We start from the raw sequence: 16420 nt of genomic DNA on the forward strand, positions 1-16420 counted from the left end.
ATTGAAGCTGTATTGGTAAGGTGCTGTTCCTGTTCCCGCAGTTACGTTGATTGTAACAACTGCTGGCTGAGTAGCATTACCTGTTCCACAAGTTAGTCCCTGCGTTAACACAGCTGTTGCAGCAAGAGCTGTAGGCTGAGTAATAGTAGCTTGTACGCTTACTGAAGAACATTGCTTAGCATCACGAACAACAATGTTATAAGTTGCCGCTGCTAATCCTGTGAATATGTTTGAAGCTTGGAAAGCTCCTCCGTTGATACTGTACTGATATGGAGCAATTCCATTTGCAGCAGTAACAGTAATACTTCCGTCATTTCCTCCTACACAGCTTACATTTATTTGTGCTAATGTTGCTGTTGGAGTTGTTGTTGGCGTTACTACTACCGGAATAGATATTGCCTGACATCCCTGACTGTCTGTTACTCTGAAAGTATAAGTTCCAGCTGCAGTAGCAGTATAAGGTGATGTTGCAGGGAAGTATCCTCCTGCATTAAAGTCAACTTCGAATCCTGCGTAAGTACCTGTTCCCTGAGTTGCCGTTAATGTGATAATCGCTGATCCTGCACAAGTTAAATCTTGTGTTAAAGCAGCATCTAATAATAATTGTGGGTTTAATGTGTACGGACTTGGAACAATACAGCCGTTAGCATCTTTAATATAGAATGTATAGTCGCCTGGTGTATTCAATACAAAATTAGGACTAGACTGATATGTATTATTATCAATACTGTATGTTAGAGGTGCAACACCTGTTCCGGTTATTATAATTGGCACAGGGCTTCCTGTATAGCAATATAATCCAGCTGATGAATTAATTGTTGGAAGTGGATCTGTATCAATTGTAACAGGAATCTGAGTTCTACATCCATTCGCATCCAGTACATAAACATCCCATTGTGTGTTTGTTGTCGGAGCCAATACAGCACTTGCGCTATTAGTGTAATCTGAAGCCTGTGGAGTAACTCCAACCTGAACAAATGCATATCTGTAAGCCGGTGTTCCGCCTGAGGCAAGAACTGAAACTTTAGCACCAGAATTACAATTTGCATTTACGTTGCTTATTTCAGTAAGCGTTAAAGCCGCTGGTTCAGTTACATCAACAGAGGCAGTGTTTTTACATCCTGTAATTACGTCAGTAACTTCAAGAGAATAAGTTCCAGGAGCTAATCCTGTAACAGTTACTGTATCTCCAGTTTGTGTTAATGTACCTGAAGCAGGTGTCAATACTACTGTGTAAGTACCGCCGTAATTTGCAACTGTGAATTTAATCGCTCCATTTGCATTTCCGTTACAAACCACATCACTTACTAATTCTCCTGAAACAGTAATGTTTGTAACCGGATTAACAGTATATGATTTTTGATCTTTACATCCATTAGCGTCTGTTACTTCAAATAAATAAGTATCTGGAGCTAATGATGTAAATATTCCACTAGCTGCACCTGAAACGTTTGAAGTTGCACTAGCTGGTGATAAAATTGCATAAGCTAAAGTACCAACACCATTTGTAGTAGTGATTGTAACTGTACTTGTCGTATTAGCCACTGGCTGACAATAAATTGGCGTTCCATTAATTGCCGTAATTGTTGGCGGGTTTAACGCCGGAATATTAACTCCATTTGTTAACGTAAATGGACATCCTTTAGCATCTTTAACTAAAACATCAAATGTTATTCCAGCAAAAGCTTCGTATGTATTAGTACTTGTATAAGTTACACCGTTATCGAAACTATATAAATATGGACCAGTACCACCTGCACCTGTTACCGTAACTACTGCTTTTGTCGGCACATTTCCAACAGCACATGTTAATGCTGTTGTAAGAGTCGAAGTTGCTGTTAGAGCTGGCGGTTGTGCAATTGTGATTGCTGTACTTGGGTAAAGACATGATTTAGCATCTCTTACCGTAATAGTATATGCAGTACCTGCAGCTAATCCTGTAAATACATTTGATGTTTGGAAAGTTCCACCATCTAATTGGTATTGATAAGGACCAACTCCAGAAGTAACATTTACAGTAATAGTTCCATCTGCACCACCATTACAGCTAACATCTGTTTGAACAGTAGTAAATACCGTAGGCGGGATAGGATCTAATGTTAAAGCAGCTGTAGCCTCACATGCAGTTGCTACTGGTAATTTAGCATCTTTAACTCTAAATATATAGTTTCCTAAACTACTAGTTGTTAGAACATTTGATGGCATTAATATATATGTACCTCCATTTAGAGAATACTCATAAGTGTATGCTGTATTGTAACCTCCAGTAGCATTCAATGTAATTTCAGCACTGAAAGTTGCAGTACAATCTAATTCTTTTGTTAATACAGCATTTAAGTGTAACTGTGGTTTAACCTCATAAGTTGTAGTTGCTGTACAACCATTACCATCTTTAATTACAAGAGTATAAGTACCAGGAGCATTAAATGTAAAGTTTGGACTTGTTTGGAAAGCACTTCCGTCTACGCTGTAAGTAGCACCACCAACAGCTGAATCAACAGTTCCGGAAATTGCAAATGTGAATGGATTACCGTCATAACAAATTTCAGCTGGTGCTGTGATTGTTGGATCAGCATCTTTATTTAATATAACATTCGCAAATTTAATACAGCCATACGCGTCTTTTACATATGCAGTATAACTTCCAGCGTTTCTGTTAAATGAATTTGCAACAGCCCATCCCGCAGTCACTGCTGTTGGTGCAGGATCTGTAGACAATAATAATTGATACGTATATGGACCTGTTCCGTCTTTTGCAATAGCTGTAATTATACCAGAGTTTGGATTACAATTTGCCTTTTTAGTAACTGAAGCTGTAAGTGATAAATCAATAGCTGATTCGGTAATGTTAAATGTATCACTAGCAACACTACAGCCTGCATTAGTTCCACCTGCAGTTTCTTTAATTACCACTACGTAATTTCCAAAACCTAAAGCTCCAATATTGCTAAGTGTAAGTATTCCATTAGCAGGTACTGTACCTGCTCCTGTAACACCAGTAGTAACCATAGTGAAAGAATTAAATATCTCATAACTAATAGGTGTTGCTGCTGGATATGTACTATGTATAGTCAATGAAACATTTCCATTATTACTTCCTTTACATGTAACATTGTTAGTTGTTAATCCAGTTACAGTTAAAGTAGAGCTAGTAGGAATAGCGAATTCAGATGTTTCATAATAGTAACAACCTGTTCCTGCATCATGTACAATAAAAGTATATTTAACACCTGGTAATAAATTTGGTATAGTTGTTTTTTTACTTCCTGGGTTTGTTCCTGCAGGAACCCCTAAAACGTCTTCATCATACCATGGTAAAGTAGTTGGAGAAGTATAAGTCATTCCCGGACCTGTATAAACAGCAAAGTGAAATGGACCATTACCTGTAATAGTACCCATAGGATCAGCACCAATAGCTACAACTGCTGAACCCAATGAAGAACAATCAGCTGGTGGTGCTGTTACAGTAATATCTAAATCTTTTGGCGGAGAAGCAACGAGTATATTTTGCTCGATATTAGTACAGCCATTCGCATCTGTAATAATAATTTGGTATAAACCAAAGTCAACAACTTCAAATACTGCTGTAGCTCCTGTTTGACCTGTAATTTGTTTGTTATATCCGTTTACTCCTGTTACATGGTACGTATAATTCGGAGTTCCACCAGAAACAGAATTAATTGTAATAGATCCTAAAGAAACACCTAATGCACCACATGTAATTGGAGTAACAGTTCTGATTACTACTATTGGTGTTGGCTGTGTAATGTTAATATTGTCCGTATCTGTACAACCTTTTGCGTCAGTTACAGTAATTACATAATTACCTGCAGCTAAGCCTGAAGTTTGTGAACCATAATTAACACCCGTAGTTGTGTTTAAAACAGTATATACAAATGGAGCTTGTCCTTGTGTATTATCGATTGTAATAGCGATTGCTGCAGTAGCATCACCATTACAGTTTATGCTTTGAGTTTGTGAAACTCCAGTAATATCTGGATTAACTGGGGTCGTAACGATAACCGCAGAAGATGTAGCTGTACAACTTCTTGAGTCAGTTACTGTGAAAGTATATGATCCCGCTGTGTTTGTCGTAAATACGTTTCCAGCAAATGTTCCCGTGTTAGGAGAAGCTGTGTAAGTGAATGGTCCACTTCCACCTATTGGTGTCAAAGTAATTTGTGCATCAGTAGGAACTGAACATGTAATATCTTTGTCTAATGCAGCATTTAATGTTAATGCATTATTTACTAAAACAACATTACTATCTGCTGTACATCCGTTACCATCTTTAATTTTGATAGTATAACTTCCAGGAGCATTAACAACAAATGTGTTACCTGCCTGATATGAAGCTCCTCCATTAATACTGTAGCTCAATGGTGCTACTAATCCAGCTCCAGGAGTTGCTGTAATAGTATAGCTTCCTACACCAAAACATTGACCCGCTGCAGAAGCTGTAACAGTTGGAACAACATCTTTAGCGATAGTAATATCTAATTTAAATGTACATCCGTTTGCATCTATAACATGAACGTCCCAGTTTAAGTTTACAGCTGGGTCCAAGTTTGCTTTGTTATTGTTTGAATAAGCTCCTACCGCAGCACCATCCTGAACAAATGAATATCTGTATATAGGCGTTCCTCCAGTTGCAGTAACTGTAACTGCTGAAGTACTAACGAAACAGTTAGCATTTACCGCAGCATAAGTTGCAGATAAAGCAGCAGCCGGTTGATTAATTGTAATCGAAGCAGGAGCAGTACAACCTGTTACTTCATCTGTAACAACGATCGCATAAGAACCTGCCGTTAAATTTGGTAAAGTTGCTGTTCCAGTATTAACTCCTGTTACTGCTGTACCTCCATTAACTGTATAAGAATATGTAGAACCGAAACCTGCAACATTTAATCTTATAGATCCTGTATTTCCTCCATTACATAATACATCACTTAGTTTACTAAGTGTAACAGTAATTGGAGTTACCGGATTAACTGTATATGATTCTGTATAATAACATCCGTTAGCATCTGTAACTTTAAACATATAAGTACCTGGTGCAAGATTTGCAAAAGCATTAGATGTTTGTTTAGGAATGATAACCGGAGATGGTGCAATTGTTTCGTATTGTAAAGTTCCAACACCATTTGTTGCTGTTAAAGTAACAGTAGTTGTTGTAGCTGTACAAGTAACTGCCGGAGCAGCGAATGTTAAGTCTGTTGGAGAGTTTAATCTCAATAATGTTCCATTACCTGTTACCGGACATCCTTTTGCATCTCTTACTGAGTAAGTATAAGCTTGGTTAGTTCCATTATCATTTAATGTTAAAACATTATTTGAGCTGTATCCACTTCCGTTGAAGCTGTATTCGTAAGGAGCAGTTCCTGTTCCTGCAGTAACATTAATAGTAACTGTTCCTGCAACTTTAGTATTTGAAGTGTTACATGAGAATGGAACTTCAGTAACTGTAGCTACTAATGTTAAAGGCTGTGTAATTGTAACTGCTACTGATCCTGTACAGTTTTTACTGTCTTTTACGTAGAAAGTATAAGAACCTGCAGCTAATCCTGTAAATACCGGATTTGCAGCAAATGGCCCTGCAACATTGTTGCTATATGTAAATCCGCCTGATCCTCCAGCACCTGTTAAAGTAACTGAACCGTTTGAACTTCCATTACAGCTTGCATTTACCTGAACAGCCGTAACTGTAGGGTTTGTAATTGGTGCAACTGTAACAACTGCAGTTCTTGTGCAACTGTTAGAATCTGTAATTACAAATGTATAAGTATCTGCATTTGCAGGTGTTACTGTGTAAGTAAATGTTGGCCCTGAAATAGGCGCACTTGCCGCACTTGGTGCACCTGCACCTTTTTGTACTGTATAAGTATAGGTAGATCTACCGCCGCCAATTGTAACTGTAATTGTTGCGTTTGGAGTAGCTGTACAATCTAATGTTTTTGTAACTGTACCAACAGCTGTTAATTGTGGGTAAACCACTGTTGCAGCCGGAGCCGCAGCAATACAGCCATTTTTATCTTTTACATAAACTGTATAAGTTCCTGCAGCTACTGAGAAAGTATTACTTGTTTGGAACGCTCCAGTTGGACCGGCAATTCCATAAGTTAATGGAGCTAAACCTGTAGCAGTCGCTGTAATAGTGAATCCGCTTCCAGAAGCTGTACATTGGTTGTTAACCGTTACGTTTGTTATTGCTGGCATTGCATCCAAAATAACTGTAGCCGTTGATTTAGCAATACAGCCATTTGCATCTTTTACGTAAACATCCCAAACTAAATCAGCTCCAGAATTAGTATCTACTGTTAAAACAGCGCTATTTCCGTAAGTTGATGTTGGAACTGTTGATGGGCTTTTCGCGAAAGCGTATGTATAATTTGGAGTACCGCCTGTAGCAGTAACCGTAATTTGTGAATTATCGTTGTTACAATTAACATTAGTTCCTACTGCTGTAGTAATTGCCAAAGCAGCCGCCGGCTCTCCAATAACAATACTTGTAGAATTAGTACATCCTGTTGCTGTATCTGTTACCTGGACAGTATAAGTACCAGCCGTAGCATTTGATAGTATTAATGTGTTTCCTGATTGTGTAACTGATGCTCCAACTGGAGTTACAGTAAATGTATAAGCACCAACTACAGCATTTCCTGAAACTGTATAAACTCCAGATCCTGTGTTTCCTCCTCTACATAAAACATCACTTGTTTTATTTCCTGTAATTGCAATTGGAGTAACCGGATTTACAATGTAAGGTTCTGTATAATAACATCCGTTTGCATCTGTAACTCTGAAAGTATAAGATCCAGGTGCAAGACTTGCGAATGCATTAGATGTTTGTTTAGGAATGATTACTGTTGATGGAGCAATAGTTTCATATTGTAAAGCTCCAACTCCATTTACTGCTGTTAAAGTAACAGTAGTTGTCGTAGCTGTACAAGTAACAGCTGGCGAAGCAAAAGTTAAATCTGTTGGAGGGTTTAGTCTTAATAAAGTTCCATTACCTGTTACCGGACAACCTTTTGCATCTCTTACTGAGTAAGTATAAGCTTGATTAGCTCCATTATCATTTAATGTTAATACATTATTTGAGCTGTACCCGCTTCCGTTGAAGCTATATTCATAAGGAGCAGTTCCTGTTCCTGCAGTAACATTGATAGTAACTGTTCCTGCAACTTTAGCATTTGAAGTGTTACATGTAAATGGAACTATTGCAACTGTTGCTGCTAATGTTATAGGCTGGGTAATTGTAACTGCTACAGATCCAGAACAGTTTTTACTGTCTTTTACATAGAAAGTATAAGTACCAGCAGCCAATCCTGTAAATACCGGATTAGTTGTAAATCCTGTTGTTGGATTATTACTGTATGTGAAACTACCTGATCCTCCAGCACCTGTTAAAGTAACTGAACCATCTGCAGCGCCATTACAGCTTGCATTTGTTTGAACAGCCGTAACTGTTGGATTTGCAATTGGAGCAACTGTAACAACTGCAGTTCTTGTACAGCTGTTAGAATCTGTAATTACAAATGTATACGTATCTGCATTTGCAGGTGTTACTGTATAAGTAAATGTTGGTCCGGTAATAGGTGCGCTTGCTGCACTTGGAGTACCAGCACCTTTTTGTACTGTATAAGTATATGTAGATCTACCTCCGCCAATTGTAACTGTAATTGTTGCATTTGGAGTAGCTGTACAATCTAGTTCTTTTGTAACTGTACCTGCAGCTGTTAATTGCGGGTAAACCACTGTCGCAGCCGGAGCTGAAGCAACACAGCCATTTACATCTTTTACACTTACCGTGTAAGTTCCCGCAGCAACTGTAAATGTATTTGAAGTTTGGAAAGAAGTTCCATCAATACTATATGTCAATGGAGCTAAACCTGTAGCAGTCGCTGTAATAGTGAATCCGCTTCCAGAAGCTGTACATTGGTTGTTAACCGTTACGTTAGTAATGGCTGGCATTCCATCCAAAATAACTGTAGCTGTTGATTTAGCAATACAGCCATTTGCGTCTTTTACGTAAACATCCCAAACTAAATCAGCTCCAGAATTAGTATCTACAGTTAAAGTAGCACTAGCGCCATAAGTCGATGATGGCACTGTTGATGGGCTTTTCGCGAAAGCGTATGTATAATTTGGTGTACCACCTGTTGCCGTAACTGTAATTTGTGAATTATCATTATTACAATTTACGTTTGTAGCAACTGCAGTAGTAATTGCTAAAGCAGCCGCTGGCTGGCCAATAACAATACTTGCAGAATTAGTACATCCTGTTGCGGTATCTGTTACCTGAACAGTATAAGTACCCGCCGCAACATTTGATAACGTTAATGTATCTCCTGATTTAGTTAATGTTCCTGATCCTAAAGTCCCTGCTGTTAAAGTAAATGTATAAGCACCTACTACAGCATTACCAGAAACTGTATAAGTTCCAGATCCTGTTGAACCTCCTCTACATAAAACATCACTTGTTTTATTTCCAGTGATTGCAATTGGAGTAACTGGATTTACAATGTAAGGCTCTGTATAATAACATCCATTTGCATCTGTAACTCTGAAAGTATAAGATCCAGGTGCAAGATTTGTGAATGCATTTGATGCTTGTTTTGCTCTAATTACTGTTGATGGAGCAATTGTTTCGTATTGTAAAGTTCCTACTCCATTTACTGCTGTTAAAGTAACAGTCGTACTTGTAGCTGTACAAGTAACCGCTGGAGAAGCAAAAGTTAAATCTGTTGGTGGGTTTAGTCTCAATAAAGTTCCTGAACCTGTTACCGGACAGCCTTTTGCATCTCTTACTGAGTAAGTATATGGCTGATCAGCTCCGTTATCATTTAAAGTTAATACATTATTTGAGCTGTATCCGCTTCCGTTGAAGCTGTATTCATAAGGAGCAGTTCCTGTTCCTGCAGTTACATTGATAGTAACAGTTCCTGCTACTTTCGCATTTGAAGTGTTACATGTAAATCCTACAACGGCAACTGTTGCTGCTAAAGTACTTGGCTGCGTAATTGTAACCGCTACTGATCCTGTACAACCTTTACTGTCTTTTACATAGAAAGTGTAAGAACCTGCAGCTAATCCATTAAATACCGGATTAGTAGTAAATCCTGTTGTTGCGTTATTACTATATGTAAAATTACCTGATCCTCCAGCACCTGTTAAAGTAACTGAACCATCGGCAGCACCATTACAGCTTGAGTTTGTCTGAGCAGCTGTAACTATTGGGTTTGAAATTGGGTCTACTGTAGTTACTGCTGTGGCCTGACATCCATTAGCATCTGTGATTACAAATGTATAAGTATCAGCATTTCCAGGAGTAACTGAATAAGTAAATGTTGGTCCGGCAATAGAAGCACTTGGTGCACTTGGAGTACCTGAACCTTTTCTAACTGTATATGTAAATGGAGTTCTTCCTCCGCCAATTGTAACTGTAATTGTTGCGTTTGGAGTAACTGTACAATCTAATTCTTTTGTAACAGAACCTACAGCTGTTAACTGTGGATAAATAACTAATGCAGCAGGTGTTGTAGCTGTACATCCGTTTCTATCTTTTACAGTTACTGTATAAGTTCCTGCAGGTACGCTAAAAATATTTGACGTTTGGAAAGAAGTTCCGTCAATACTATATGTCAACGGATTCAATCCTGTTCCTGTTGCAGTAATTGTAAATGAATTACCTGAACCAGTACATTGGTTGTTATTTGTTGCAGTTACGCTTGGTAAATTATCTGTAGCAATAGTAACTGTATTTTTTGTTGTACAGCCATTTGCATCTTTCACATAAACATCCCAAACTAAATCAGCCCCAGAATTAGTATCTACCGTTAAGGTAGCACTATTGCCATAAGTCGATGATGGTACTGTTGATGGGCTTTTCGCGAAAGCGTAAGTATAATTCGGTGTACCACCTGCGGCAGTAACTGTAATTTGTGAATTATCATTATTACAATTTACATTAGTAGATGTTGCTGTAAATGTTAATGCATTTGCAGGCTCAGTAATAATAATACTTGCTGTATTTGTACAACCTGTTGCATTATCTCTTACTTGTACAGAATATGTTCCTGCAGCAACGTTTGCTAATGTTAACGTATTTCCTGATTTTGTTATAGAGGCAGCTGCCGCAGGAGGTGTTACTGTATAAGTATAAGCACCAACTGTTGCATTACCAGAAACTGTAAAAGTTCCTGAACCTGTTGCGCCTCCTTTACAAAGAGCATCACTGGTTTTGTTACCAGAAACTGAAATTGGACTTACAGCATTGATAATATATGGCTCTTCATAATAACATCCGTTAGCATCAGTAACTTTAAAGTTATAAGTTCCCGCTGCTAATCCAGCAAATACTCCTGTAGTATTTGTTGCTACAGATGCTGCTGGTGATGTAATTGCATAAGTTAAAGTACCTACTCCATTTGTTGCAGTAGCAGTAACTGTTGTTGTAGTTGCTGTACAAGTAACTGCAGCGTTACTAAATGCTAAATCTGTTGGAGGGTTTAATCTGTTAATTGTAACTGTCTGAACTGGAGTTTTACAACCTTGAGCATCACTAACTACATAAGAAATAGTTTGGTTTATTCCATTATCTGTAACAGATAATGTACGTGTGCTTGTAAAAGTTGTTCCTCCGTCAAAACTATATTGATAAGGAGCTGTACCAGTTGTTGGAACAGCAATTGTTACAGTAGCCGCTTGTTTCACATTTGAAGCATTACATGAAAATGCTGTTGCACTTGCAGTAGCTGTTAATGTTGTTGGCTGTGTAATAGTAATATTTCCTACCGCAGATTTACAACCTTTACTATCCATTACCTGGAATGTATAAGTTCCTGCAGCTAATCCTGTGTAATCTGATTGAGCAATAAATGTGGCACTTCCGTTGAAGCTGTAAGTATAACCTCCAGAACCTCCTGCTCCAACTAATTGAATAGAACCTGTTGAAGCTCCGTTACATGTTGCATTTACTTTCGTAGCTGTAACTGTTGGGTTTGAAATTGGATTTACAACTGCACTAGTTGTAGTAACACAACCTTTTGAGTCTGTAATTTGGAAAGTATAAGTATTTGCAGTCGTTGCTGTATAAACAAATGAATTACCTGTTACATTATTACTACCACTCAAAGTTCCTGAACCTATTCTAACTCTGTATGTAAATGCACTTGTTCCTCCGTTAATAGAAACTGTGATAGTAGCATTTGGAGATGTAGTACAATCTAAAGTTTTAGAGATTGTTGCAGTTCCTTCTAATTCTGGTGCAATTACAATGTTGCTAACTGTAGCTGTACAGTTATTACTGTCAGTTACAACAACATTATGGGCACCAGGACCTACATTCGTAAATGTATTTGAAGTTTGTGCAGCCCCACCGTCTAAACTATATGTTAAAGTTCCTGTTCCTGTAGCTGTTACTACAAGTGTTGCCTGATTAGTAGAATCATAACATAAATCTGAACTTGCAGCTAATGAAGCTGTTGGAGCTGTTGGATTATTAATATTTACAGTAGCTGAAGCTGGAGAAGTACAAGCGTTTGCATCTCTAACCACTATTCTATATGTTCCTGAAGGAACATTTGTAAATATATTCGAAGTTTGGAAAGGAACCACTACAGTAGTTCCGTTATTTCTTCTTAATTCATATTGGTAAGCCGGTGTTCCTCCAGTTACCGTTGCAGTAATTGAAGCACCTGTTGTACAAGTTGGCTGAGCCGTAACCTGAGCCGTAACCGCCAATGCTGCTGGTGCAGTAATAGGTTGAGAGAACGGGAAGGTACAAGTCGATGCACTATTATTGAAACGAACTCGAATTGAATAGGTTTGGCTTGTTAAACCTGTTACTGTTACAGGAGATACTTTAGAGTTTACCCAAGTAGTTCCATTATTCATAGAATAATCGAATCCGTATGGAAGATTAAAGTTTTCTGCTGCTAATGTAATTTCTCCGTTATTTCCTCCGTTACAAGTAACATTTTTAACTCCAGTTATAGAAGCAGTAAATGCTTTATTACTGTCGACAACAATAGGGAAATCTTTTTGAGTAATACATGATTTTGGAATTTGACGTACCCAGATATCATCAATTACAATATCATTACCTCCATAAGTAATATATGTAGAACGTATTTTAAACGTAAGATTGGTATTATTGCCTGGGTTCATAGAAATACTAATAGGAACCCATTTCGTTCTGTTAGGATCATTTATTGCTTTTGCTATTTCACCCGTAAAATCTGAAGCCACAACATTGCCAGAACCATCAACTAACTCAATTTTTATATTTGGCGGATCACCAGCCTGTCCAACATTTAATAAATTACCTACATACAAATCAACCATTACGGGTTGGTTTGGTATTACATCTATAATTGGCTTACTATATAAAACTCCATCTGCACCTGCGGCATCACCAATATTTACCAATAAATATCTTCCGTTTGCATCAGCTCCATTTGTTGTATGATCTTTAAAAGGATACCAAGCTGTATCAGATCTCCAAAAGAAACTTGTAACTGAATACATATTGTCTTCAACAGAGCGTCTTGGCACACCATTTAAAGAACATGTATATGGCGGGTTTACTCTTTGATCATTGAAACAATAAGCTGCTGCAATACCAGGAGTTGTTGTGGTTCCTCCAGACCCAAAATTTTCAATTAATAAATTACTATAAGTTGGTACTGAAACTAATTTGTATTTTACACTTACCGTATGAGATCCTGATGGAACGTTTACAAAAACATTTGAAGGAGTATTTGTGTTTAAAACATTATCTAAATAATATTCATAGCTATAATTTGCTCCACCTCCATTTGTTACTGTTACAGTACTAGTTGCAGTTCCGTTACAGTTAAATACTGGAGCACCAACTGAAATTGTAGGATCAGCCGGTTTTGGATCTAAAACTACACCAGGCATTGGGAATGTACAGCCTTTTGAATCTCTAACATATAATGTATAAGTTCCCGGAGCTACGTAAGCTTCATTTGAAGTACCGTAAGTTGTACCTCCGTTAAAGCTATATGTATAAGGAGGAGTTCCACCTTGAGGGTTTGTAATACGTACTTTACCAAAACCATTACCTGATGGGTCGCAACCTGCTAATTCAGAAACACCTGCAGAAGCACTTAATGCATTTGCAGGAGCTGTAATTGTTATAGTAGTTGCAGGATCAGTACATGTAGTTCCAGATAAAGTATATCTAACTACAACATTGTAAGTTCCGCCTGTTAAATTAGAGAAAACAGGAGTACTGCTAAATGTCGCACCATTATCAATACTGTATTGTAAAGTATATCCGTTTGCGTTTGTAACATTAATATTGATTTGCGCAGTACCGCCGTTACAGTTAATTTCTGTATTTGTTATATTGTAAACTGGCTTAGGATTTCCTGTAACTGTAATTGATGTTGTTGCCTCACAGTTATTAGAATCAACTAAACGAATATTATATGTTCCAGCTGTTGTAAAAGTAATTTCGTTTGACGTAAGGAAAGTAGTCGATCCATTTACAAAGAAGAAATACGGTGCTGTACCTCCAGAACCTGATAATGTAATTTTACCATCGCTACAAGCGGTAAGAGGAGTTGTCAAAGCTGCAGTAGCCACTAAAGGAGCTGCAATGTTATTTATAGCAATAACACTTGACACATTACAAGTTGGCGCTGGTGTACCACCAATTGGCGCATTTGTAACTCTTACTCTATAAGTAGTTCCTGGATTTAAATTAGCAAAAGTATAATCTGAAGCTGCAATTGGTCCAACACTGTTTACAAGTGCATTAGTAGCATTATTATATAAGTAATAATAATATTGTGGATCTATATTAAGAGCACCAACTTTTATACTTCCTTTATCTCCATAACAAGTTGGCTGTGTAACCGCTGTAGTAATCTGTAAGTCTCTGCTTCTAATAAGAATACCTGGAACAGTAAAAATACATGGATTAGTAGCAACACCAATTTGTCTGATATAAACAGTATAAGAGTTTGGAGTTGTAATATTGAAAGTATTACTTGTTTGGTATGCTCCAACTGCACCACTAGGGTCCGTTCTTATAGCATATTCGTATCCTGCAGGTACTCCACCAATTGTAATACTTCCCGGAACACCACAAATAATATCTTTATGAGTTTCTGTTGGAGTTAACAAATTCGTATAAACATTAAAGTAGAAACGGTTGAAACATCCTCCCGCATAATTTAATGTTACTCGAAATTGTCCTGCCTGATTTGCTGTGTAATTTGGTCCTGAGCCTACACTAGTCCAAGCACAGGCCTCATTTTGGTTCGCACAATTCTGGTTTGTAACTGCTGGACAGCTTGCTGTATCTAACTTTTCCCAAACAATACTTGTTGCATCAGAAATACTTGTAGTAATTTGTCTGACAGCATTTGAACCACACAAGAAAATATTTGGTAATTTTTTTCCATCATTAGCACAAGTTACTACCTGATCTGCAAATGGTATTACCGGATTTTCTACTGTTGTTCCAAATCTTGTTACAACAAATGACTGATAGATTGATCTACAAGGTGCAGCAGCAAGATTGTAAACATAATAAGTTCCAGGATCTTTTACATTAAATACTTGTCCTTTTCCTATTTCAATAGTTCTTGCTTCATCGCTATACCAAGTATAATCTGTATAACCGTTAGCAGCTGTTAAATTAATATTTGCTCCACAAAGCGTAACATTCGTGGTGTATTTACAACCATCAACTCCAACTAAAAAGTTTGTCGCTTTTGGAACTAAAATACATCCCGTATTGGTGTTAACACTTGGGTCATCAGAAATTGTAAACGATGTATTTTGTTGTCCTTTGTATGTAGCATAAGCAGAGTTGTCAATACTATTAGAACAAGCCTCACTTAAACTTTGACAATCAGGAACAACTCTAACTTTAAAACTGATAATCTTTTCTGGATCACCAACTTTAACAATGTTACTGTTTACTGTAAAAACGATATTTCTCGTCGCTGCATTATAACTTTGTACCGTTACACCTGTTGGTAACGAAACAATATCTGCAGGATAATTAAAAATAATATTAATAGGCAACTGATCTCTAATCGTAAACTCAGTAGCATTATCATTACCCGTATTTTTAAATCCTATTTCATAATTTAACTGCTGGCCTAAAGTAACATTTTGCCCACCAATATTTGCTCCTAAATTATTTTTTACAATTTTAGTTAAAACAATTTTTGGCTCAATAATCTCGACGTTAAAAGCATTGAAGAAGAGTCCATAACCATCTCCCCCCGTACTAAGTTTTAATTGTGCCGAAGTATCGTTGTTTTTTATAATTGCATTTGCGGCATTATTAAGATTTATAATCCCGGCTTCAAATCCCAGCGTATTACCACTACTCGGTGTTCGATCTGTATAAGGACCATTAACGTCATTAAACGTACTATTAAAGAAGTTATTTACATTACGTTCAGTAGTAAAAATATCAGTATTATTGATAGAGTATTTATCCCCTGTAAGGTTAACGTCTCCCTCTAAAGCAGCAAAAGCCAGTTTTGCTTTTACAACTCCTGTTGGAATTGTTTTAAAACCTGTTAAGTCATAAGTTACTGGTCCACTAGATGCTTGTATCCAACGAAGACCATCGAAAGAAGTGATATATTTTGCAGATGATTTTGGATCTTCATAAACCACAAATAAATTCCAACCTGCAGAAAAACCTCCATTGATTCCACCTCTTCCAGAAATAATATTAGCAACTGTATACGTTCCTTCAGGATTTGCTAATCCTTGTACCATCGTTGTTAGATCATAATAGTATGCATAAGGCATCTGATCACCATTTGACGTCGTTGGATAGTAATCATAAATTAATGATCCTGAAATATTCGTATAAGCTGTTTGATTTGGAAGTTTAATCTTAATTGAACCAAGATTAGCACGATTTACAGTACCATTGTCAACAGTACCTTTACTGTAAATACCAGCCCAATAAAGACCTGCATATACTATTTTATAACATTCTCTACTAGATTGCGGAACAGTTAAATTTGCCGAACTCGAACTAAACGTAGTATTGTCACTATCAATATCAATATATTGCATAGTAAGGTCGTTATTGTTCTGGTTCGTCGCATTGAACGCATTGTTCGGCCGCTCACCATTCTTATTGTTATCTCTATTCAAAATATTATTACCTATCAAGAGCATATCACCTTTTAAACTCTGGTCAAAGCGAGAGGTGAAATCCTTTTGAGAGAACATAATAAAACTCTGTATAAAAAATAATACAGTTAAAACTAATTTTAAAGTAGTAGGTTTCTTCATGTTACTATGGTTTCAGTTTAACTGTTGTTCTTTGAAGGGGCATTCAAAGAACAACATTCAATCTTAATTTAAATTTATGTTTTTACTTTCCTTCTTCTTTCGAAGAAGCCGC

General features: G+C 37.2%; 1 protein-coding gene. It reads right to left on the minus strand.

Translation table 11 applies throughout. The features are described from left to right. A partial coding sequence (locus J2Y38_RS03830; RefSeq protein ID WP_309839737.1) for a hypothetical protein occupies window positions 1–16308 on the minus strand: 16308 nt, incomplete at its 3' end. Window positions 16309–16420: the final 112 nt, after the last annotated feature.

It is taken from the genome of Flavobacterium sp. 2755 (genome assembly GCF_031455715.1).
Taxonomy (GTDB): Bacteria; Bacteroidota; Bacteroidia; order Flavobacteriales; family Flavobacteriaceae; genus Flavobacterium.